Raw genomic sequence first — 21,427 nt, 5'->3', positions numbered from 1 at the left:
GGTTATTCGTGACCAACTATCGATTTCCAGATACTAAAACGCCGCTCGATTGAGCGGCGCTTAAGTTTATCGCAACGGATCAGTCACGCACGTAAATGATTTCCGGACCGTCTTCGTCATCCACATCTTCTTCATCCCAATCATCGTCGCCGATGTCATGGACCGACTTCACGCCGCTACGGCGCAGGGCACGCTGGTCATCCAGGGCCTGCAGCTGAGCACGGGCTTCGTCTTCGATGCGCTGATCGAGCTCGGCCAGCTCTTCCTTGTAGGCCGGGTCGGCTGCCAGGCGATCGGCACGATCTTCCAGATAACGCATGATGTCGTGGCACAGACGCTCGGTGCCGAGCTTGGAGATCGCGGAGATCACATAGACCGGACCGGTCCATTCCAGGCGATCAACGATTTCCTTGACGCGCTCATCGTGCTCTTCTTCAAGAATCTGGTCGCACTTGTTCAGTACCAACCAACGATCGCGCTCGGCCAGGGACGGACTGAACTTGGTCAGCTCGCTGACAATCACTTCCGCCGCATCCGGGGCGCTGGTGTCATCCAGTGGCGCCATATCCACGAGATGAAGCAGCAGGCGGGTACGGGACAAGTGCTTGAGGAAGCGAATCCCCAGGCCGGCGCCGTCGGAAGCGCCTTCGATCAGGCCCGGAATGTCCGCGACCACGAAGCTTTTCCAGCGATCGACACTGACCACACCCAGGTTCGGCACCAAGGTAGTGAACGGGTAGTCGGCAACTTTCGGCTTGGCGGCCGAAACAGCGCGGATCAGCGTGCTTTTACCGGCGTTCGGCAAGCCGAGCAGACCGACGTCAGCCAATACTTTCATTTCCAGCTTGAGATCACGCGCCTCACCCGGCTTGCCCGGAGTGGTCTGACGTGGAGCCCGGTTGGTACTGGATTTGAAACGGGTGTTGCCCAGACCATGCCAGCCGCCATGGGCCACCAGCAGACGCTGACCAGCCTTGGTCAGGTCGCCGATGATTTCCTGGGTAGCGGAGTCGATCACCGTGGTGCCGACCGGCACGCGCAGCACCAGTTCTTCACCTTTCTTGCCGGTGCAGTCGGTGCTGCCGCCGTTGGAACCGCGCTCGGCATCGAAGTGCCGGGTGTAACGGTAATCCACCAGGGTGTTGAGGTTTTCGTCGGCAACCATGTAGACCGAGCCGCCATCACCGCCATCACCGCCGTTCGGGCCGCCGTTTTCAATAAACTTTTCGCGACGGAAGCTCATGCAACCGTTGCCGCCGTCGCCGGCCTTTACTCGAATCGATACTTCATCAACAAACTTCATAACAAAACGCCTCTCGCCATACGGACGAGCCGAAAAAACCAAGACATAAGACTCTTGCAAAAATGAGCGCAGCGACCTCAAGCAACAACCTCAAACCCAGCTGCTTTCGCCCATCACAAACAGCTTTGCAAGAGACTCACCCCACAAACGAAAAAGCCCCGTCGCGAGACAGGGCTTTTCCAGCAACTACGTAATTATGCCGCGACGACGTCAGTCTTCGGAACAATGCTTACGTAACGACGACCGAAGGCGCCTTTTACTTCGAACTTGATCACGCCGTCGATTTTAGCGAACAGAGTGTGATCTTTGCCCATACCAACGCCGTAGCCAGCGTGGAATTGGGTGCCGCGCTGACGCACGATGATGTTGCCCGGAATGATAACCTGGCCGCCATACATCTTCACGCCAAGGCGTTTGGCTTCTGAGTCGCGACCGTTACGGGTACTACCACCAGCTTTTTTGTGTGCCATGAGTCAATTCTCCTAGTGAGGAATTAGGCTGAAATTAAGCCTGAATACCTGTGATTTTGATCTCGGTGTACCACTGGCGGTGGCCCATACGCTTCATGTGGTGCTTACGACGACGGAACTTGATGATGCGGACTTTATCGTGACGACCTTGGGAGATCACTTCAGCCACAACGGTAGCGCCAGCAACAACTGGAGCGCCGATGTTCACGTCATCGCCATTGGCGACCAACAGAACGCGATCAAAAGTAACGGATTCGCCGGTAGCGATTTCCAGTTTTTCGATCTTCAGGTATTCACCTGGGGCGACCTTGTATTGCTTGCCACCAGTAACAATTACTGCGTACGACATGGTATTTCTCCGATAATCCTGCTCACCCAGCTCTTTATAAGAAGAGGTATTGGCTGGCATGGCTGCATAAGGCTGGAAGGCCTGATTGCAATTGCGTAAGGCAGGTGCTGCCCAGGAAGTTCAGGGTGCGCGATTGTACGCAAGCTGCCGGAGTGATGCAAGAGGCCGTCCATCGCGCCTTGACAGGTCCGGACGTGGGTCCTAGCATGCCGCGCAACCCTTCTGGAGCAACTGTCGCTGATGCAACCCCAAGCTTTCTACCGCGCGGTGGCGGACGATTTTAGTGCCGTCGACGGCATCATCAAGAAGCAGCTGACTTCTCGAGTGCCGCTGGTATCGAAAATCGGCGACTACATTACCTCGGCCGGCGGTAAACGCCTGCGTCCTCTATTAGTGTTGCTGTGTGGCAAGGCCCTGGGGCGCGAAGGCGATGACCTGCGCCTGCTGGCTGCCACCATCGAGTTCCTGCACACCGCCACCCTGCTGCATGACGACGTGGTCGACATGTCCGGCATGCGCCGTGGCCGCTCGACGGCCAATGCGATGTGGGGCAACGCGCCAAGCGTGCTGGTCGGCGACTTCCTGTATTCGCGTTCTTTCGAAATGATGGTCGAACTGGGTTCCATGCCGGTGATGAAGATCCTTTCGCAAGCCACGCGCATCATTGCCGAAGGCGAAGTGCTGCAACTGTCGAAGGTTCGTGACGCCAGCACCACTGAAGAAACCTACATGGAAGTCATCCGCGGCAAGACCGCGATGCTCTTCGAAGCCTCGACCCACAGCGCCGCGGCCCTGTGCGAAGCCTCGCCGGAACAGAGTGAAGCGCTGCGTACGTTCGGCGACCACCTGGGCGTGGCCTTCCAACTGGTCGACGACCTGCTGGATTACAAAGGCGACGCGGAAACCCTGGGCAAGAACGTCGGTGACGATCTGGCCGAAGGCAAGCCGACCCTGCCGCTGATCTACACCATGCGCGAAGGCACCCCTGAGCAGGCCGCATTGGTACGCCAGGCGATCCAGAAGGGTGGCATCGAAGACCTGGAAAGCATCCGCGAGGCCGTTGAAGCGTCCGGTTCGCTGGAGTACACCGCGCAACTGGCCCGTGACTACGTGGCTCGCGCGATCAAGTGCCTCGACGCGTTGCCAGCCAGCGAATATCGCGATGCGCTGGTGGAGTTGAGTGAGTTTGCGGTAGCCCGCACGCACTAAAACGCTACCTGTGTAGGAGCGTGGCTTGCCCGCGAAGGCGATCTATCAGCCGACATTTGTCTCGACTGACACGACGCCTTCGCGGGCAAGCCTCGCTCCTACAAAGTCACGTGTCGCCCCTCTCCCGAATAAACCCTATATAATGTGCGACTTTTAGTGATCCTCAATCCAAGGAGCTTTAGTGAGCACGTTGCCACCCTGCCCGAAATGCAATTCCGAATACACCTACGAAGACGGCGCACAGCTGATCTGCCCTGAGTGCGCCCATGAGTGGTCCGCCAGCGGCGAAGCTGAAGCGGCGTCCGATGACACCGTGAAGAAGGATTCGGTGGGCAACGTCCTGCAAGACGGCGATACCATCACCGTGATCAAGGACCTCAAGGTCAAGGGCACGTCCCTGGTGGTCAAGGTCGGCACCAAGGTCAAGAACATCCGCCTGTGCGATGGCGATCACGACATCGACTGCAAGATCGACGGTATCGGCCCTATGAAGCTCAAATCCGAGTTCGTCAGAAAAGTCTGAACCTGCTGTCCTCCATCCTGCGCCCGGCGTGGGATGGTGCTTCGCCCTCCCCCGCCTCCCCCCGCAATCCCGCGCAGTAGCCAAACGCCAGCCGTTTTGACCTTACGCAACCTTTACCCTGAAAAAAACACAAACAGCCAATAGGTCCTTGCTATTTGATGAATAAGAATTATTCTCATTGAAACCCATCAATGGAGATGAGACCCATGACTTATTTGATCGATGCCTGGCTGGACCGCCCACACCCTTACCTCAGGATCCTGCATCGGGAAACCGGGGAAGTCTGTGCGGTGCTTGAAGAAGATGCCTTGAACGAGCTGCAGGATCAGGGCGACCTGGACGTCAGCGGCTTGAGTTCCAGCGAGCCGGTGGTGCTCAAGGAACTGGTGCGCAATCTGTTTCTGTTCTGCTATGCCCGGGCGTTGCGCCCGACCAGCGATCTGAACCATAAGATCGAATTATGAAATACGCCGCAAAACCCTGTAGGAGCGAGGCTTGCCCGCGAAGAGGCCATCACATTCAACATCATTGTTGACTGACGCACCGCCTTCGCGAGCAAGCTTCGCTCCTACAGGATCACGTTAATCACGCGACCGCAGGATCACGCGATCACGGTCTTACAGAACGTCAAGCAGCTCAACGTCGAACACCAGTACGCTGTGTGGCGGAATGCTGCCAACGCCTTGAGCGCCGTAAGCCAGTTCGCTCGGCACGTACAGGCGCCATTTGCTGCCGGCATTCATCAGTTGCAGGGCTTCGGTCCAGCCAGCGATCACGCCGCCAACCGGGAATTCTGCAGGCTCGCCGCGCTCGTAGGAGCTGTCGAACACAGTGCCGTCGATCAGGGTGCCGTGGTAGTGAGTGCGCACTTGATCTTCACGGGTCGGCTTGGCGCCTTCACCTTGAGTCAGTACTTCGAATTGCAGGCCGGACGCCAGGGTAGTGATGCCATCACGCTTGGCGTTTTCAGCCAGGAAGGCCAGGCCTTCGCCAGCAGCGGCTTCAGCTTTGGCAGCCGCTTCGGCTTGCATGATCTCGCGGATCACCTTGAAGCTGGCGGACATTTCTTCCTGACCCACACGGCTCGGCTTGCCGGCAAATGCGTCAGTCAGGCCAGCCAGGATCGCATCCAGGTTAACGCCCGGTGGCGGGTTGTCGCGCAGTTGGTCGCCCAACTGACGGCCGATACCGTAGCTGACGCGGGTTTCGTCGGTGGACAGATTTACTTCGGACATGACACTGCTCCGCTGTGCGGACGGCCCTGGAACTTGCCGTGCGGACACAGCGCATCTCGGAGCGCCCGGAATCAAAAGGGCGAGCAGACTAGCACAGAAGCCATGGTGTTGATCAGGGGCTCAGCGCTGCCAGGTTGAGCGGAACGCGATCGGCACCTTCAGGGTTTCTTCCTCAATGGCGCCGAGCCCGCACATCTCGTCATGCACCGAGGTATGCACCAGATTGAATTGCAGCTTGGGGAAAGCGTGCAGGACTTCACGGGCATGCTCGACCGAGCGCAGATGAAACGACTGGCCATGGGTATCGTTCAGTGGATAAGCCGCCCCATGCATCCGCGCTTCCAGCAGATAGATCCCGCCTTCCAGCGAAATCAGGTTCAGTTCATCGATCTTCCCGGCGATGGCGTAGGCATTGAGCTCTTGCAGGTTCATCAGCGCACCTCAGACAGTGGCGGACCAAGACCCTTACAGGCATATGCCTCGACGCTGCAAAGCACAACCCACAAACCCAACCGCCCGTCTGTTTCACATCAATCCCAACACAACCTGTAGGAGCAAAGCTTGCTCGCGATAGCGGACTTATAAACACCCGGGATACCGAATCGCTGCAATCGCGGGCAAGCCTTGCTCCTACAAGTTTCTGCTTTAGTGCTTAGTGAGCTTATCCAGATAGCCCATCGCAAACGCCGAGATCACGAAGGTCATGTGGATGATCACGTACCACTTCAAATGCTCGGGATCGACGTTCTTGGCGTCCATGAAAATCCGCAACAGGTGGATCGACGAAATCGCCACGATCGAGGCCGCGACTTTCATCTTCAACGAAGACGAATCCATGGTCCCCAGCCAATGCAGCTTCTCTTTGTCCTCGTCGATGTCCAGTTGCGAGACGAAGTTCTCGTAGCCGGAGATCATCACCATCACCAACAGGCCGCCCACCAGCGCCATGTCGATCAGCGACAGCAGCACCAGAATCAGGTCCGATTCCGCCATCGAGAAGACGTTGGGAATGACATGAAAGACTTCCTGGAAAAACTTCAACGCCAGCGCCAGCAGGCCCAGGGACAGACCGAAGTAGATCGGCGCCAGCAGCCAGCGGGAGGCGTACATTGCATTTTCGATAAAGCGTTCCATTGAATCTCACACAAGGGCTGGTAAATGGCGGCGAGTATATCAGCCGCTTGTAACACCCAGAAACCGCCCGCAAATCCGCAACCTGCGTGTGTGTGACAAAGTTTTTCTGCTAGTGTCCAAACCATTGACAGGTTAGCGACACCGGACAGGAAGACAGGAAATGGATGTGCGATTGCCTTTAACGAGTGCCGGACTTTGCCTCGCGTTGCTGCTCGGCGGTTGTTCACCCAGCGATGAGAAGCGCCAGGTCAGCCTCGAAGAAAAAACCGCGCAGTTTGAAAAGTCCCTCGATGCCATTGCGGACCCGAAACTCAAGGACGCCGTCGCCGAACTGGGCGGCTCGCTGCTGTTGCTCGAACGGGCGCAGCTCAAGCTCGACAGCAAGCCGCTGCAAACCGAATACAGCGAAGACGCCCTGGCGGTGCTCAAGCACTACCCCACGCCCCAGGCGCTGGTGGATACCTACATCAACGGTCTGTTTGTGCTGCACAAGGATTCCAGCTCCGACTACCTGACCGACCTGCAGCCGGTGTTCCCCTTCAACTTCAGCATTCCCGCCGCCTTCCTCTTTCCCCACGGCCTGGAATGGCAATCGGTGACCCTGAGCAACAAGCGCGTCATCCCGTTCCAGCCGGAATGGTCGGAAACCGATCCGGGCATTCAACTCAGCCCTTCCAGCTCGAACCTGACCAACCCCGATGACCTGACGGTGACCTACCCGTTCATCGATGGCCTTGACGTTGAAAACAAAAACCAGCCGCAACCGGTAAGCCTGCAAGGCAAGGTCGAGGTCATCGCGCCGCGGCGGCTGTACAGCTTTGACCTGACCAAAAAGGACGTCGGCCAGACGCGCACCAACGACAACCTCAGCGTCACCCTCTTGAGCCTGACGAACAACCACGCCGAGGTCGAGTTCACCAACAGCCTGCCCATGGCCGCCGAAGTCAGCGAGACGCCGCTCAACCCGCTGATCGTGCAGGCCAAAGACAACACCGGACAATTCCTCTCGCGCTCGGGCTCGATCAACGAAACCGCAGCGCAAATCGCCTTCTATCAAAAACAACTGGCGCAGATGCAACAGCAGAAAGTCTGGAGCGAGGCGTTCGAAAAGCAGCTGGATGAAGACCAGCGAGCGTTCGAGAAACAGCAGACCCGGCATTACACCAAGGTGTATTTCAACGGCCCGATCGAGACACTCGAAGTCAGCGTGCTGGACTTTTCTTCCGCCACCGTGACCCGCAAGGATCTGGACCTGCCGGTCCGCCGCTTTGATCACAACACCACCGAGAAGGCCATCCAGCCACTGAGCTTGCCGGTGGTGGTGTACGACGACCAGGCACCGATCTGGCTCAAAGGCGCGACGCTCGGTGAAGAACAACTGAAAAAGAGCGTCAACATCACGCAATCGGTGGATGACCCCAGTGCGGCGCGCATCGAGTTCGATCATCCGCGCGGCTTCAACGACGAACTGCTCGGCTCCTCCTTCAGCCCTGGCGACAGCCCGGTAACGTTCTTTACCGCAGGCGATAACGGCAAGCGCGATGAGCCGATCGAACTACCGCCCGAGGCTTATCAGGTCGACCCGTTGCGCGGCGTCATCACTTACGATTTGAACCTGTTTCCGGAAACACCGGCCTTCGCGGTGGGCTCGATGCCGTTGTTCCTGGCCACGGTCGAACACAAAACCCTCGACGCGCACCAACTGCCCAAGGGCCTGGAACTCAAAGGCAACGCGCTGGTGGTCGATCTGAAGCTGTTTCCCGCCCAGGACTGGCGTTTTTTCGCCAAGGACGACAGCGGTAACTATCTGAAGGAGATCCTTTCGGTCAGTCATGACGCGAGCGCAGAAGGTCCTGCGCTATTTGGCGTGCATTACTTCTATGGCCAGCCGACCCGGCTGGAAACCTACCAACGAACCGACCTCGTCACCGTGCAATATGGCTTCGAGGTCAAACTCGACAAAGCCGATGTGCCCGACCCGACTCAGTGATCGGGGCGAAACTCGAAGCCACCCAGGCTTCGAACACGGCCACCGTTGATTTCCCGCAGCTGGGCTTGCAGGTGCAGGCTCCAGATTTGCGGGTCATCGGCCAGCTCGTAACCGTGCAAGGTCAGGCTTTCAACAATGGTGTCGAGGATCGACTCAGCCACGAAGGGGCCATGGAACGGGCCTTGGGCCTTGATGGCCGAAGGTTGCTCGCCGGCCATTCCGGCGGCGAAGAGTAAGGTCCACATGCCCGTATCTCCCGCCAATGGGCGGATGGCGCACTCGATACGGGTCACAAGACCCAGGCATTGACGGGTGAGGCAGAGGTTGCGCGACATGGCGGCGACCCTCGGTAGATCCGGTATTCAGCCCTCCTGGGAAGGCTGTTTCGATCCAGTGATTGCTGTCCCTATCCTTGAGCTGAGAATAGAAGAAAAGTTCGCCTCGCAAGCAATGCGAGACCAGAAGGCGCCGAGCGGTCATTGTGTGAATATTGACGTCAGACTGATGGCACTTTTTCCCGCAAATGTCGATTTCGCCAATACCCAAAACCCGTGTAGGAGCGAGGCTTGCCCGCGAAAGCGGTGTATCAGCCAACATCAATGCCGGCTGACAGATTGCATTCGCGGGCAAGCCTCGCTCCTACAAGGGATCTATGTTGATAGATCGTTCCCACGCTCTGCGTGGGAATGCAGCCCGGGACGCTCCGCGTCCCATAACGACGTGACGCGGAGCGTCACAGGAGGCATTCCCACGCAGTAGCGTGGGAACGATCATCACCTCAGGTCAGGCCGGTTTGGCCTCGACCAACGCTTCCAGCGCCATCTCCTTCTCGGCTTCCTTGAGATCTTCTTCGCTGATCATTTCCGCGATCACCCGCAAGCGCTCCACCACCCGCGCATTGACGCTGCCTTCCGGGAACTGGCCATCGGCATCCGGCGAACCGGCGGGCTCGCCCACCAGCAGGCTCAGGGCCTCGTCAGCCTGGCGCACGGCGTAGACATGGAACTGCCCCGCCCGCACCGCCGACAGCACTTTCTCGTCGAGCATCAGCGTCGCAACGTTGGCCTGGGGAATGATCGCCCCCTGCTCGCCGGTCAACCCACGGGCTTCACAGAGACGGAAGAAGCCTTCGATCTTCTCGTTGACCCCGCCCACCGCCTGCACTTCGCCGAACTGGTTGATCGAGCCGGTGATCGCAAAGCACTGCTTGAGCGGCGTCTTCGACAACGCCGAGATCAGCGTGCACGCCTCGCCCAGCGACGCACTGTCGCCATCAACGTAACCGTAGGATTGCTCCAGCGCGATGCTCGCAGAAATCGCCAGCGGGAATTCCTGGGCGTAACGGCTGCCCAGATACCCGGTGAGAATCATCACACCCTTGGAGTGAATCGGCTGGCCGAGGTTAACCTCACGTTCAATGTCGACGATACCGCTGCCGCCCGGATACACCGTGGCGGAAATCCGCGCCGGCACACCGAATGCCGAGTCACCGACTTCCAGCACCGTCAGCCCGTTGCACTTGCCGACCGCCGCGCCATCGGTGTCGATCAGGATGATCCCCGCCAGCATGTCGTCGAGAATCCGCGCCGATACGCGTCCGGTGCGGGTGGCCTTGGCCTTGAGCGCACGTTCGATGTGGCCGGCGTCGGTCATCTCGTCACCCGCCAGGTGACGAATGAAATCCGCCTCGCTCACCAGTTGGAACAGATCACCGATCCGCGCCGACAAACGCCCCTGGTGTTCCGCCAGGCGAGCGCTGTAGGTCGCCAGACGCGCTACCGCATCGGCAGTCAGTGGCGCCATGCCTTCTTCCGAGGTGCGGGTTTTGAGCAACTGGGCGAACTGCTCCAGGCTCTCCTCGACCATCGGGATGTCTTCGTCGAAGTCCACCAGAACGCGGAACATCTCCTGGAAGTCCGGATCGAGGTCTTGCAGCGTGTAGTAGAGCTGCCGGGCGCCGATGATGATGACTTTGACCTGCAACGGAATGTGTTGCGGGGTCAGGGTCACGGTGGCCAGACGGCCCAGTTCACCCAGCGGCGATTCCATTTTCAGTTTGCGCGATTGCAGGGCGCGTTTGAGCGCATCCCACACGAACGGCTCGCTGAGCATTTTTTCCGCTTCAAGGATCAGGAAGCCGCCGTTGGCCCGATGCAACGCACCCGGACGCAGCTGCCGGTAAGTGGTGTAGAGCGCGCCCTGATCGGTGCTGTATTCGATACGGCCAAACAGGTTTTCGTAAGTCGGGTGCGGTTCAAACACCACCGGCGCACCGCCGCTGGCCGAATGACCGACCACCAGGCTTGGCGCGTATTGCTCTTCGAGCATCTTGCGCGCAACGGCGTCGACCTTGCTGTCGTCGACCAGTTGCTCGACCACGGTTTTCAGCAAGTACACCTGCATCGCTTGCAGGTAACCGCACACGGCGGCGTTCTCGGCGTATTTCTCCGACAACGGCGACAGCAACGGCTGCAAGGCCAGGGTGATGGTTTCTTCGTTGAGCTGGCGCAGTTGATTGCTCGACTCGCGCTTCCACTGCGGCAGGCTGGCAAGTTCTTCGTTCAGGCGCTCTTCGAGGCCAGAGATGTCTTCGTGAAAACGCTCGCGATCGGCTTCCGGCAATTGTGCGAACTCGGCCTCGTCCAGCGCCTTGCCATCAGCCATCGGGGTGAAGGCGATGTTGCTGGCGTCGCGGTACAGCGCGACTTCTTTCTCCAGCGCCAGGCGCTCGATGATGTCCAGCGCCTTGTCATAGCGCTGGTTGAAGGCGCGGTCGATCGCGCTTTTCTTCTGCTGGTAGGACGGGTGTTCGAACACTGCCGGAAACGTCGCCAGCAGATTGTCGATCAAACCGTTGATATCGCCGATGAACGCCCCGGCGGTGCCCGATGGCAATTCCAGGGCGCGCGGTTCGCGGGGCTCATCGAAATTATTGACGTAGACCCAGTCCGCCGGGGTCTGCAGGCGTTTGCCTTCGGCCTTCAGGTAGCGTTTGACGAACGAGAAGCGGCCAGTGCCCGGCTCGCCCATGACAAAGACGTTGTAACCGGGACGTGGCATCGCCACACCGAATTGCAGGGCTTCAACAGCACGTTCCTGGCCAAGCACACCGCGAAAAGGCTCCAGATCATTGGTGGTAGAGAAGCTGAACTGTTCAGCGGAAAACGGACGGGTCAGCGCGTCGGGCGCTAGACGCAAGCTGGCAGCAACAGGATCAGGCATCGGGCTTCCTTACATCAGGCGGGGCAGATAGCGGCATTCTGGCGCTGCCCATACCCGACTGGCAAGGCGCGCCTCAAGCCAAAGCATAGACAAACCGCTATCTCCACGCGGGGCGGGGCCAAATCAATGTTTTGCGCGAATGTTTTGCAAAAAATCACGGAACCCTTGGAACGTGCCTAAACTCCAAACTGCGCGGCTGGAACTAATAACCGGCCCGATGGCGTCGAGACGACGCTAAACCCCTTGTCCATTGGTATGCACACAAAGAGAACAAAGCTATGAAACGGATTCTTCTCGGTACTCTCTTCACCGTTGTATCCCTCAATGCCATGGCTCAGGCGCCAGGCGGCCCGGATTGTGGTTGGGGCAACATGCTGTTCGAAGGACAGCGCGGCACCCCGGCTCACTTCCTGGCATCCACCACTAACGGCACCTCCGGCAACGCCACATTCGGTATGACTTCCGGCACCAACGGTTGCTCGACCAATGCAGCGCTGACCTATGGCGGTAAATCCTGGATTGCCATGAATGGCATGATGAACGAGCTGTCCGAAGACATGGCCAAAGGTAATGGCGAAGCGCTGACTACCTATGCCGTGGTACTGGGCGTGGCGCCGGAAGACCGTGCGCACTTCGCCGCCGTGACTCACGAGCACTTCCAGCAGATCTTCAGCAAGGCTGACGTGACCGCTGACGACGTGCATACCAACACCCTGGCCGTCCTGAAGAGCGATCCTCGTCTGGCCAAGTACGCCACTCAAGCTTAAGCTCGACCCAACCGCTCCTTTCGGGGAGCGGCTTTTGTTTTTTGGACCTAACCCTCTTTGGGTCTTTGTTTATTCCGACTTAAGTTGCCCACTATGCTCAAACGCCTTGCCTGGCTGGCGCTCTGTGTCTGCGCCCCGCTGTCCGCCGCGCCACACATCGACGATCAACGTTTGCAGCAACTGGCCAACGACCCCTTCTGGATTTCCCTGGGTCACTACGAAACCGCCAAGCTCGGCGGCTGGCGCAGCTATGTCAGCGACAAGAAATTCTTCCTCGCCCCCGATGGCAATGAACACCCGGACCGTGAACTGGCGGCAACCGTGCAGGCGCTGTATGCCCCGGCCAGCGCTGGCGAAAAGCATGCGCAATGCGTCTATCCGGCGCGCACTCGCTGGCTCAAGGCACAACTGAACCTCACCGACTTGCCGAAGCTGGATTGCGCCGAGTTCACCCAGTGGTTCAAGGATGTCGCCCCCCACAGCGCGGTGATGATTTTCCCGGCGGCCTACTTGAACAGCCCGTCATCGATGTTCGGCCACACGCTGCTGCGCATCGATCAGGCCAATGTGCAAAGCGACCAGACCGCACTGCTCAGCTACGCGATCAACTTCGGCGCCTACATCGAAGGTTCGGACAACAGCATCCTCTACGCCTGGAAAGGCTTGATGGGCGGTTATCCGGGCCTGTTCGCCCTCGTGCCCTATCAGGAAAAACTCTCGGAATACCGCAGCCTGGAAAACCGTGACCTGTGGGAATATCGATTGAACCTGACCCAGCAAGAAACCGAACGCATGGTCGAGCACGTCTGGGAGCTCAAGCAGATTCAGTTCGACTATTTCTTCTTCGACGAAAACTGCTCCTATCGCCTGCTGGAACTGCTGCAAGTGGCGCGGCCGAGTCTGCGGCTGACCGAGCAATTCCCGCTGACAGCGATCCCCACCGACACGGTCAAAGCGGTGAAAGAAGCCGGGCTGGTGGAATCGATCCAGTATCGCCCGTCCCGCGAGCGTGAACTGCTGAGCCGCGCCGAGCCGTTGAATCCTGAAGAGCAGCAATGGGTGCTGAAAGTCAGCGCCGATCAGAAGCAATTGCAGGCACCTGAATTCAAAGCCCAGCCACGCGACCGGCAAGCACTGATCGTCGACGCTGCTTACCGCCTGGAACGCTACCGCGCCAACGGCCAGGAGCGCGATCCGGCCCGAGCCCAGCGCAGTTTCGAACTGTTGCGGGCGATCAATCAGAACCCGCCGCCGGAGCTGGATATCCCGCGTCCGGGCTTGCCCGAGGACGGTCACGAATCCCGCACCTGGCAGGCCGGCCTCGGCACCCGGGGCGATAAGGCGTTCGGCGAGTACGGCTTGCGCATGGCCTATCACGACCTCAACGACAACGCCGAGAGCTTCCCGCTGGGTGCGCAGATCGAAATCCTGCAAATGAAACTGCGCCAATACGAAGGCAATCACTGGCAATTGCAGCAATTGGATCTGGCGACTATTCGCTCCCTGACCCCGCGCAATGAGCTGTTGCAGCCGCTGTCGTGGCAAGTCACCGGCGGCCTGGAGCGGGTGCCGGGCAAGCATGACGATGAAACCCTGGTCAGCCATGTCAACGGCGGTGCCGGCGGGACCTGGGCGTTGGGCGAGGATGTGCTCGGTTTTGCTCTGGGCACCGTGCGCATCGAACACAACAACGACTTCGCCGGGTTCGTCGCCCCGGCAGCCGGGTTCAACAGCGGCGTGTTGTGGAAAAACCCGCTGGGCAATTTCAGCCTGGAAACCAAGGGCGACTTCTTCACCAACGGCGAAGTACGCCGCAGCGTGAGCCTGAACCAGCAGTGGGAGTTGTCGCGCAACCTCGGCCTGCGCTTGAGCGCCCAGCGCGAATTCAGCCACCTCGCCTCCCCCGAGAATGAAGTGATGCTTGAGGTGAAGTGGTATCACTACTGACCAACACACGCCCCCCCGTAGGAGCAAAGCTTGCTCGCGAAGGCATAACCTCGGTCTTCCTGAATAACCGCGGTGATGCCTTCGCGAGCAAGCTTTGCTCCTACGGATCTTTTGATCTTTCTTTCACATCCCGACAACGAATCGACTTCTAGACTTGCTACATAGGCCGTCAACCGGCCGGGAGTCTGAGATGTGGCGTTACGTGGGTGTGTTGGGGTTGCTGCTGTTGTGCGCGGGTTGCCAGTCGACCCACGAAGATCTGATCGCCAAGGGTTACCCACCGGCGTTCGCCGACGGTTTCGACGACGGTTGCGTCAGTGGTCGTCAAGCCGCCGGGGCAATGACCGGTGAATTCCGCAAGAACGTGCCGCGCTACCTCAAGGACAAGCAATACGCCGAGGGCTGGGGCGATGGCTTCCGCCAGTGCCAGGCAATGCTGGAAAACCGCGACCGCGAGGACTATCGCAGCCACCATTGGGATGATCGCGACAGAGCCTGGCAACAGCAGAAAGACCAGGACGCTGCCCGGGCGTTTCGCTCGCCATAGGTCGCTGCCAGACATCCATCGAAACTAATCCCCTGCGACCATGGCCCAAACCCTATAACGGGAGAAAACCATGAGCCGTGCCTTCGTCAATGAAGATAACGCCGCCGCGCAAGCCGACCAGCCCGTCGAACGGCAGGTCAGCGCGCAGCCCAACTACGTCACCCCGGCCGGTCTTGCCCAGTTGCAGGCGAAACTGGCCGAGGTGCAAAACCTGCTCAATGAACAGAGCGCCAACGGTGAACTGGCGGACAAACAACGCCAGGCTGACCTGGAGCGTGACTGGCGGTATTTCAATCAGCGATTGCAAAGCGCCCAGGTCGTCACTCCCGCCTCCTCGACCGACAAGGTGCAGATTGGCGCCTGGGTGACGTTTGCCGATGAACAGGGCAATGAGCAGCGGGTGCAGTTGGTCGGCGAGGATCAGGCGGAGGCTGCCAGTGGGTTGATCAATTGGGCTTCACCGCTGGGTCGGGCATTGTTGGGCGCGCAGGTTGGGGACGAGGTGTTGTGGAAGCGGCCGGCGGGGGATTGGGTGATTGAGGTGCTGAGCATCGATATTCAGTGACCATACGGACGCTTTCGCGGGCAAGCCTTGCTCCTACGGGGGCAGGGTCGGGCGCAATATTTCGGCACACCACAACATCGCCATCGCCATCGCCATCGCGGGCATGCCTTGCTCCTACGGGGCGGGGGCGGGCGCAATATTTCGGAACACCACAATACTGTAGGAGCGAGGCTTGCCCGCGAAGGCCACACCGCGGTCTACCTGAATACCACCCATAAAAAAAACGGAGCCCCGAAAGGCTCCGTTTTTTCATGCAACCAACCCGATATCAGGCCAGTTTCTTGTGCCGTACACGGTGCGGCTGGGAAGCCGCTTCGCCGAGACGCTTTTTACGATCAGCTTCGTACTCGGTGTAGTTGCCTTCAAAGAAGATCGCTTGCGAGTCGTCTTCGTACGCCAGGATGTGGGTCGCCACGCGGTCAAGGAACCACCGATCGTGAGAGATCACAATGGCGGCGCCCGGGAAGTCCAGCAGGGCTTCTTCCAGGGAACGCAGGGTTTCAACGTCGAGGTCGTTGGACGGTTCGTCGAGCAGCAGGACGTTGCCGCCCTCTTTCAGGGTCAGCGCCAGGTGCAAGCGACCGCGCTCACCACCGGACAGGTCCTTGACGAACTTCTGCTGATCGCCGCCCTTGAAGTTGAAGCGACCGACGTAGGTCCGCGACGGGATCTCGTAGTTACCGATGCGAATCTGATCGGAACCGTCGGAGATTTGCTGGAACACCGTCTTGCTGCCGTCCAGGTCTTCGCGGCTCTGGTCCACACAAGCCAGTTGCACGGTTTCGCCGACTTCGATGCTGCCCGAATCCGGCTGTTCCTTGCCCATCAGCATGCGGAACAGGGTCGATTTACCGGCACCGTTACCGCCGATCACGCCAACAATGGCGCCCTTGGGCATGGAGAACGACAGGTTGTCGATCAGCACGCGATCGCCGTAGCCCTTGGAAACGTTCTTGAACTCGATGACCTTGTCACCCAGGCGCGGACCGGCCGGGATGTAGATCTCGTTGGTTTCGCTGCGCTTCTGGAATTCCTGCGATTGCATTTCTTCGAAGCGTTGCAGACGAGCCTTGGATTTGGACTGGCGGGCCTTGGCGCCTTTGCGCACCCACTCCAGTTCTTCCTTCATGGCTTTTTCATGGGCCGACTGCTGCTTGGATTCGGCAGCCAGACGATCGGACTTGGCTTCGAGCCAACCCGAGTAGTTGCCCTCGTACGGGATACCGGCGCCGCGGTCGAGCTCGAGGATCCAGCCGGCGACGTTGTCCAGGAAGTAACGGTCGTGCGTGATCGCAACCACGGTGCCCGGGAAATCGTGCAGGAAGTGCTCCAGCCAGGCGACGGAATCGGCGTCCAGGTGGTTGGTCGGTTCGTCGAGCAGCAGCATGTCGGGGGCGGACAGCAGCAGGCGGCACAGGGCCACGCGACGCTTTTCACCACCGGACAGGAATTCGACCTTGGCATCCCACGCCGGCAGACGCAGCGCATCGGCGGCGACTTCCAGTTGGCGATCCAGGTTGTGACCGTCGCTGGCTTGCAGGATAGCTTCGAGCTTGGCCTGTTCAGCAGCCAGTTTGTCGAAGTCGGCGTCTTCATCGGCGTAGGCCGCGTAGACCTCGTCCAGGCGCGCCTGGGCGTTCTTGATCACGCTGACCGCTTCCTCGACCACTTCACGCACGGTCTTGGTCGGGTCCAGGATCGGTTCCTGCGGCAGGTAGCCGATGTTCAGCTCCGGCATCGGTCGGGCTTCGCCCTCGAACTCGGTGTCGACGCCGGCCATGATTTTCAACAGCGTGGACTTACCCGAACCGTTGAGGCCGAGTACGCCGATCTTGGCGCCGGGGAAGAACGACAGCGAAATGTTTTTCAGGATTTCCCGCTTCGGCGGAACAACTTTGCCCAGCCGATGCATGGTGAAGACGTATTGAGCCATGGAGAACCTTGGGTCAGTGACAGATGAATGATTGGAGCGCAGGCGATGCCCGGGCCAGGCTGTGCGCGTCGTCCGCCGGACGTATCAGGCGTGCACGCTAAAAAAGCCTAGGAGCTGGAACGCTCCCACGTAACCGGCAAAGCTACCTGAATGACCGATGGCAGTCCAGCCGTCAGGGGCTGGCACTTCGCCACAACTCAAGGCATGCTAGCCGCCCTCCGGGCGTCCGGCTTATAGTGCACGTCGCGCCAGTCCAGCCAAACCGCAGGATTTCAGTTTGTCTAATGTCACGCCGCCTCTTTCTACCCGTGCACCGGCTGCCGCGCTCGGCTCCCCCCTGCGCGGAACCCTGAAGGGCGCACTGGCGACACTCGTGCTGTTGCTGCTCGCGCTGCTGTTTTGGCAACTGCTGGATCAACTGAGCGAAACCCAGAAAAACCAGCGCCAGTACACCATCGACTACACCGCCGACCTGGCCTCCCAAGTCAGCCTGAACATGGCGCTCAACGCGCAGATCGCCCTGAACCTGCTACCGATCGTCGAGCAACCGCAATCCGCCGACGAACAGCAGGTGCTGTTGCGCAAGTTGCAGCAATCGCTGCCCGACCTGCGCAGCCTGGCGTTACTCAGCCCATCCGGCAAAATCCTCAGTGACAGCGCCGCCGACAGCCAGGACGCCGACTACCTGGTCGATCTGGTGCGCCGCAGCCGTTCGCAAGCCCACTATTTCAGCAACGCCGACGATGGCTCGGTGGTGCACTTGCTGCTGCATCAGGCCAGCGGCAGCACGCGTGGCTATTGGGCGTTGCGCCTGACCCCGACGTTTTTCTCCTCTCTGACCAAACAGAGCGAAGCCGGCATCCGCCCGCTGTGGCTGGTGGAAAACCGCGTCAATCATCAAATCGTCAGCCGCGATGAAGCCCTGCCCGCCGTCAAGCCGGGCACGCTGAGCGAGGATGACCTGGCCAACAGCGTGCTGACCGTGCCCCTGAGCAGCAGCGACTGGCAACTGCGCGGGCTGTTCGACCGCCAACAAGTGCTCGAACAACTGCTGCCGGCGTTCATCGGCAAATGCCTGCTGGGCCTGGCCTTCTCCCTGCTGCCGTTTATTGCGCTGCTGAGCATGCGCCGCCGTCAGCGCCAGCTGCATGAGGGGCGTCGGCGCTATCAGGACATTTTCGAAGGCACCGGCGTCGCGCTGTGCGTGCTCGACCTGTCCGGGCTGAAAGGCGTCTTCGACAAGGCTCAGCTCCACAGCAGCGAACAACTGAAAACCTGGCTTGAAGTGCCTGAGCAACGCCAGCAACTGCTGCAAGAATTGCGCATCACCGAGGTCAATCAGGTCGCCCTGCAACTGCTCAACGTCAATTCATGCGAGCAGGCCTGGAAGTTGCTGATCGAGGGTTGTCCCCTGGAATGCACCGCCATCGGCAACCAGATACTGGAGGCCGTGCTCAACCAGCAGAAACAACTCGAACTGGAAATCAAGCTCCAGGACACCAACGGTCGCGACCAACACCTGTGGCTGGTGCTGCGCCTGCCGCAAGAGCAGCACGACTACAAAGCGGTGATCCTGAGCATCAACGACATCACCAGCCGCAAGCTGATCGAACTGTCGCTGCTGGAGCGCGAAGGCTTCTGGTCTGATGTGGTGCGCACCGTACCGGATCACCTGTACGTGCAGGACGTGATCAGCCAGCGCATGATTTTCAGCAACCATCACCTGGGGCAGACGCTGGGCTACAACCGCTCCGAACTGCACCAGATGGGCGAGTACTTCTGGGAAATCCTGCTGCACCCCGAAGACGCCGACTATTACCACCGCTCGCGCCAGACCCAGCGCCAGGCCGGCTACTCGCAATTGCTGCAATGCCAACTGCGGTTCCGTCATCGCGATGGCAACTGGCGGCGCTTCGAAATTCGTGAACAGGCCCTGGCCCGGGACAGGAATGATCAGGTCACGCGGATCATCGGCGTAGCCAAAGACATCACCGAACAGATCGAGGCCAGCGAATCCCTGCGCGACAGCGAGCAGCGCTACCGCATGCTCGCCGAAAGCATCAGCGACGTGATTTTCTCCACCGACAACAAGCTCTCGCTCAACTACGTCAGCCCCTCGGTGCAAGCCGTGCTGGGTTATGACGTTGACTGGATTTTCCAGAACGGCTGGCAATCGACCATCGCCAACCCGCAGCAACTGAGCGGCATCTACGGTTTGATGGACCGGGTCAGCAAAGCCCTGGATAAACCCGATCAACTGGCGTTGTTGCGCAGCCAGGTGCAGACCCAGTTGTTCCTGTTCGACTGCCTGCGGGCCGACGGGCGCAAGATCCCGATCGAGCTGCGTCTGGTGCTGGTGTGGGACGAACACGGCGCCTTCGAAGGCGTGCTCGGGGTCGGTCGCGACATCAGCCAGCAACGCCGCGCCGAGAAAGACCTGCGCATGGCGGCCACAGTATTCGAGCATTCGACGTCGGCGATCCTGATCACCGACCCGGCTGGCTACATCGTCCAGGCCAACGAAGCGTTCAGTCGCGTCAGCGGTTATGCGGTGTCGCAGGTTCTCGACCAGTTGCCGAACATGCTCACCGTCGATGAGCAGCAGGAAGCGCATCTGCGTTATGTGCTCAAGCAATTGCACCAGCACAGCACCTGGGAAGGCGAAGTCTGGCTCAAGCGCCGCAATGGCGAGCATTACCCGGCGTGGGTCGGCATCACCGCGGTGCTCGACGATGAAGGCGACCTGGCCAGTTACGTGTGTTTCTTCAGCGACATCAGCGAGCGCAAGGCCAGTGAGCAGCGGATTCACCGCCTCGCCTACTACGACGCCCTGACTCACCTGCCCAACCGCACGCTGTTCCAGGACCGCTTGCACACCGCGCTGCAATCGGCTGAACGGCAGAAGTCGTGGGTGGTGCTGATGTTCCTCGACCTCGACCGCTTCAAGCCGATCAACGACTCCCTGGGCCACGCCGCCGGCGACCGCATGCTCAAGGAAATGGCCACGCGCCTGCTCGGTTGCGTCGACGATGACGACACCGTGGCGCGCATGGGCGGCGATGAGTTCACCTTGCTCCTGCAACCGCGCATCAACCGTGAAGTGGCGCTGAACCGGGCGATTCACGTGGCGGAACAGATTCTCGCCAGCCTGGTGAAGCCGTTTGTGCTGGAAGGCCGCGAGTTCTTCGTCACGGCCAGTATCGGCATCGCCCTGAGCCCCCAGGACGGCAACGAACTCAGCCAGTTGATGAAAAACGCCGACACCGCGATGTACCACGCCAAGGAGCGCGGCAAGAACAACTTCCAGTTCTATCAGGCCGACATGAACGCCAGCGCCCTCGAGCGTCTGGAGCTGGAAAGCGACCTGCGCCATGCCCTGGAGCAGAACGAATTCGTGCTGTATTACCAGCCGCAGTTCAGCGGCGACGGCAAACGCCTGACCGGCGCCGAAGCCCTGCTGCGCTGGCGCCATCCCCGTCGCGGGCTGGTGCCGCCGGGGGATTTCATTCCAGTGCTCGAAGAGCTCGGGCTGGTGGTGGACGTTGGCGACTGGGTGATCAGCGAGGCCTGTCGGCAGCTCAAGACCTGGCACCAGGCCAAGGTCCGGGTGCCGAAGGTGTCGGTGAACATCTCGGCGCGGCAGTTCTCCGACGGTCAGCTCGGCACGCGCATCGCCAACATCCTCAAGGACACCGGCCTGCCGCCGGCGTGCCTGGAGCTGGAACTGACCGAAAGTATCCTGATGCGCGAAGTCAGCGAGGCGATGCAGATCCTCGCCGGGTTGAAAAACCTCGGCCTGAGCATCGCGGTCGACGACTTCGGCACCGGTTACTCATCGCTCAACTACCTCAAGCAATTCCCGATTGATGTACTGAAAATCGACCGCACCTTCGTCGACGGCCTGCCGTCGGGCGAACAGGATGCGCAGATTGCCCGGGCGATCATCGCCATGGCCCACAGCCTCAATCTGGCGGTGATCGCCGAAGGCGTGGAAACCCACGAGCAACTCGACTTCCTGCGCGAGCATGGGTGTGATGAGGTTCAGGGGTATCTGTTCGGGCGGCCGATGCCGGCGAGCCGGTTTGAGGCGCAGTTCAGCAATGATGCGCTGTTCATGTTCGATTGATCGGAGCTGTTGGCTCCAATCAATCGAACATGAACAGAGCTGCAAGCTTCAAGTGGCAAGCTACAAGTAAGAGCAAATCGGCTTTTGCTTGCCGCTTGGGGCTTGCT

Annotated in this window: 18 protein-coding genes; 9 read left to right on the top strand and 9 right to left on the bottom strand. The window is 59.7% G+C overall.

Annotated elements, in window-relative coordinates; translation table 11 throughout:
- Nucleotides 1–79: 79 nt before the first annotated feature.
- The 3 genes from cgtA to rplU all read right to left on the bottom strand — a co-directional run bounded on the left by cgtA (nucleotide 80) and on the right by rplU (nucleotide 2,122).
- Nucleotides 80–1,303 (bottom strand): Obg family GTPase CgtA, encoded by a 1,224-nt coding sequence (gene cgtA / locus FQ192_RS25475; RefSeq protein WP_123514524.1) that lies wholly within the window; start codon nucleotides 1,301–1,303, stop codon nucleotides 80–82.
- 194 nt (nucleotides 1,304–1,497) lie between these two features.
- On the bottom strand, nucleotides 1,498–1,773 hold the full coding sequence (gene rpmA, locus FQ192_RS25470) for a 50S ribosomal protein L27 (RefSeq protein WP_007901871.1): 276 nt from the start codon (nucleotides 1,771–1,773) through the stop codon (nucleotides 1,498–1,500).
- Nucleotides 1,774–1,807: 34 nt separating this feature from the next.
- Complete coding sequence (rplU, locus tag FQ192_RS25465) at nucleotides 1,808–2,122, bottom strand: 50S ribosomal protein L21 (RefSeq protein WP_003176051.1); 315 nt, start codon at nucleotides 2,120–2,122, stop codon at nucleotides 1,808–1,810.
- A gap of 240 nt (nucleotides 2,123–2,362) precedes the next feature.
- Here rplU and FQ192_RS25460 point away from each other — a divergent pair, with 240 nt between their 5' ends.
- The 3 genes from FQ192_RS25460 to FQ192_RS25450 all read left to right on the top strand — a co-directional run bounded on the left by FQ192_RS25460 (nucleotide 2,363) and on the right by FQ192_RS25450 (nucleotide 4,318).
- Nucleotides 2,363–3,331 carry a polyprenyl synthetase family protein gene (locus FQ192_RS25460; RefSeq protein ID WP_133837677.1) on the top strand — a complete coding sequence of 323 codons (969 nt, stop codon included), beginning with the start codon at nucleotides 2,363–2,365 and terminating at the stop codon, nucleotides 3,329–3,331.
- A gap of 181 nt (nucleotides 3,332–3,512) precedes the next feature.
- Nucleotides 3,513–3,854 (top strand): zinc ribbon domain-containing protein YjdM, encoded by a 342-nt coding sequence (locus tag FQ192_RS25455; RefSeq protein WP_010467527.1) that lies wholly within the window; start codon nucleotides 3,513–3,515, stop codon nucleotides 3,852–3,854.
- Between the two features lie 206 nt (nucleotides 3,855–4,060).
- On the top strand, nucleotides 4,061–4,318 hold the full coding sequence (locus FQ192_RS25450) for a hypothetical protein (protein WP_149661020.1): 258 nt from the start codon (nucleotides 4,061–4,063) through the stop codon (nucleotides 4,316–4,318).
- Between the two features lie 153 nt (nucleotides 4,319–4,471).
- On the opposite strand, the gene FQ192_RS25445 is transcribed toward FQ192_RS25450, so the two are convergent.
- From FQ192_RS25445 to FQ192_RS25435, 3 genes are all read right to left on the bottom strand, one after another.
- A complete protein-coding gene (locus FQ192_RS25445; RefSeq protein WP_149661019.1) occupies nucleotides 4,472–5,089 on the bottom strand; it encodes an FKBP-type peptidyl-prolyl cis-trans isomerase in 618 nt (205 codons plus the stop codon).
- 120 nt (nucleotides 5,090–5,209) lie between these two features.
- Nucleotides 5,210–5,521 (bottom strand): DUF6482 family protein, encoded by a 312-nt coding sequence (locus FQ192_RS25440; protein ID WP_149661018.1) that lies wholly within the window; start codon nucleotides 5,519–5,521, stop codon nucleotides 5,210–5,212.
- Between the two features lie 213 nt (nucleotides 5,522–5,734).
- On the bottom strand, nucleotides 5,735–6,223 hold the full coding sequence (locus FQ192_RS25435) for a TIGR00645 family protein (RefSeq protein WP_133837673.1): 489 nt from the start codon (nucleotides 6,221–6,223) through the stop codon (nucleotides 5,735–5,737).
- A 160-nt stretch (nucleotides 6,224–6,383) separates the two neighbouring features.
- On the opposite strand from FQ192_RS25435, the gene FQ192_RS25430 reads away from it, so the two are divergent.
- Nucleotides 6,384–8,213, top strand: a complete 1,830-nt coding sequence (locus FQ192_RS25430) for a hypothetical protein (RefSeq protein WP_149661017.1) — start codon at nucleotides 6,384–6,386, stop codon at nucleotides 8,211–8,213.
- On the opposite strand, the gene FQ192_RS25425 is transcribed toward FQ192_RS25430, so the two are convergent.
- Entirely contained in the window at nucleotides 8,207–8,548 is a 342-nt protein-coding gene (locus FQ192_RS25425) for a hypothetical protein (protein WP_133837671.1), read from the bottom strand. The genes FQ192_RS25430 and FQ192_RS25425 overlap by 7 nt on opposite strands.
- 448 nt (nucleotides 8,549–8,996) lie before the next feature.
- Nucleotides 8,997–11,435 (bottom strand): Lon protease family protein, encoded by a 2,439-nt coding sequence (locus tag FQ192_RS25415; RefSeq protein ID WP_149661015.1) that lies wholly within the window; start codon nucleotides 11,433–11,435, stop codon nucleotides 8,997–8,999.
- 278 nt (nucleotides 11,436–11,713) lie between these two features.
- On the opposite strand from FQ192_RS25415, the gene FQ192_RS25410 reads away from it, so the two are divergent.
- The 4 genes from FQ192_RS25410 (at nucleotide 11,714) to FQ192_RS25395 (ending at nucleotide 15,261) form a co-directional block, all read left to right on the top strand.
- Nucleotides 11,714–12,202, top strand: a complete 489-nt coding sequence (locus tag FQ192_RS25410) for a DUF3015 domain-containing protein (RefSeq protein ID WP_054051400.1) — start codon at nucleotides 11,714–11,716, stop codon at nucleotides 12,200–12,202.
- 93 nt (nucleotides 12,203–12,295) lie between these two features.
- Nucleotides 12,296–14,149, top strand: a complete 1,854-nt coding sequence (locus tag FQ192_RS25405; RefSeq protein WP_149661014.1) for a DUF4105 domain-containing protein — start codon at nucleotides 12,296–12,298, stop codon at nucleotides 14,147–14,149.
- A 190-nt stretch (nucleotides 14,150–14,339) separates the two neighbouring features.
- Nucleotides 14,340–14,696: a hypothetical protein gene (locus FQ192_RS25400; protein ID WP_149661013.1), complete on the top strand. Its 357-nt coding sequence runs from the start codon at nucleotides 14,340–14,342 to the stop codon at nucleotides 14,694–14,696.
- Between the two features lie 70 nt (nucleotides 14,697–14,766).
- Nucleotides 14,767–15,261, top strand: coding sequence for a GreA/GreB family elongation factor (locus tag FQ192_RS25395; RefSeq protein ID WP_149661012.1), 495 nt, complete (start codon nucleotides 14,767–14,769; stop codon nucleotides 15,259–15,261).
- Between the two features lie 268 nt (nucleotides 15,262–15,529).
- Here the strand turns inward: FQ192_RS25395 and ettA are convergent, their stop codons facing one another.
- Nucleotides 15,530–17,194: an energy-dependent translational throttle protein EttA gene (ettA, locus tag FQ192_RS25390; protein ID WP_149661011.1), complete on the bottom strand. Its 1,665-nt coding sequence runs from the start codon at nucleotides 17,192–17,194 to the stop codon at nucleotides 15,530–15,532.
- 277 nt (nucleotides 17,195–17,471) lie between these two features.
- Here ettA and FQ192_RS25385 point away from each other — a divergent pair, with 277 nt between their 5' ends.
- The gene (locus FQ192_RS25385) at nucleotides 17,472–21,320 is read left to right on the top strand and encodes a bifunctional diguanylate cyclase/phosphodiesterase (RefSeq protein ID WP_149661010.1); all 3,849 of its coding nucleotides are present in this window, start codon (nucleotides 17,472–17,474) and stop codon (nucleotides 21,318–21,320) included.
- Nucleotides 21,321–21,427: the final 107 nt, after the last annotated feature.

The sequence above is a fragment of the Pseudomonas sp. ANT_J12 genome, from assembly GCF_008370045.1.
Taxonomy (GTDB): domain Bacteria; phylum Pseudomonadota; class Gammaproteobacteria; order Pseudomonadales; family Pseudomonadaceae; genus Aquipseudomonas.
The sequence above is the reverse complement of the archived record's forward strand: the minus strand, read 5'-3'. Positions and strand labels throughout refer to the sequence as shown.

Excerpts from the sequence above, each read along its gene's own strand:
- FQ192_RS25395 (WP_149661012.1), top strand. The coding sequence starts at position 14,767 with ATGAGCCGTGCCTTCGTCAATGAAGATAACGCCGCCGCGCAAGCCGAC.
- FQ192_RS25430 (WP_149661017.1), top strand. The coding sequence starts at position 6,384 with ATGGATGTGCGATTGCCTTTAACGAGTGCCGGACTTTGCCTCGCGTTG.
- cgtA (WP_123514524.1), bottom strand. The coding sequence starts at position 1,303 with ATGAAGTTTGTTGATGAAGTATCGATTCGAGTAAAGGCCGGCGACGGC.
- FQ192_RS25425 (WP_133837671.1), bottom strand. The coding sequence starts at position 8,548 with ATGTCGCGCAACCTCTGCCTCACCCGTCAATGCCTGGGTCTTGTGACC.
- FQ192_RS25435 (WP_133837673.1), bottom strand. The coding sequence starts at position 6,223 with ATGGAACGCTTTATCGAAAATGCAATGTACGCCTCCCGCTGGCTGCTG.
- FQ192_RS25445 (WP_149661019.1), bottom strand. The coding sequence starts at position 5,089 with ATGTCCGAAGTAAATCTGTCCACCGACGAAACCCGCGTCAGCTACGGT.
- FQ192_RS25405 (WP_149661014.1), top strand. The coding sequence starts at position 12,296 with ATGCTCAAACGCCTTGCCTGGCTGGCGCTCTGTGTCTGCGCCCCGCTG.
- ettA (WP_149661011.1), bottom strand. The coding sequence starts at position 17,194 with ATGGCTCAATACGTCTTCACCATGCATCGGCTGGGCAAAGTTGTTCCG.
- FQ192_RS25450 (WP_149661020.1), top strand. The coding sequence starts at position 4,061 with ATGACTTATTTGATCGATGCCTGGCTGGACCGCCCACACCCTTACCTC.
- FQ192_RS25440 (WP_149661018.1), bottom strand. The coding sequence starts at position 5,521 with ATGAACCTGCAAGAGCTCAATGCCTACGCCATCGCCGGGAAGATCGAT.
- FQ192_RS25460 (WP_133837677.1), top strand. The coding sequence starts at position 2,363 with ATGCAACCCCAAGCTTTCTACCGCGCGGTGGCGGACGATTTTAGTGCC.
- FQ192_RS25400 (WP_149661013.1), top strand. The coding sequence starts at position 14,340 with ATGTGGCGTTACGTGGGTGTGTTGGGGTTGCTGCTGTTGTGCGCGGGT.
- rpmA (WP_007901871.1), bottom strand. The coding sequence starts at position 1,773 with ATGGCACACAAAAAAGCTGGTGGTAGTACCCGTAACGGTCGCGACTCA.
- FQ192_RS25410 (WP_054051400.1), top strand. The coding sequence starts at position 11,714 with ATGAAACGGATTCTTCTCGGTACTCTCTTCACCGTTGTATCCCTCAAT.
- rplU (WP_003176051.1), bottom strand. The coding sequence starts at position 2,122 with ATGTCGTACGCAGTAATTGTTACTGGTGGCAAGCAATACAAGGTCGCC.
- FQ192_RS25415 (WP_149661015.1), bottom strand. The coding sequence starts at position 11,435 with ATGCCTGATCCTGTTGCTGCCAGCTTGCGTCTAGCGCCCGACGCGCTG.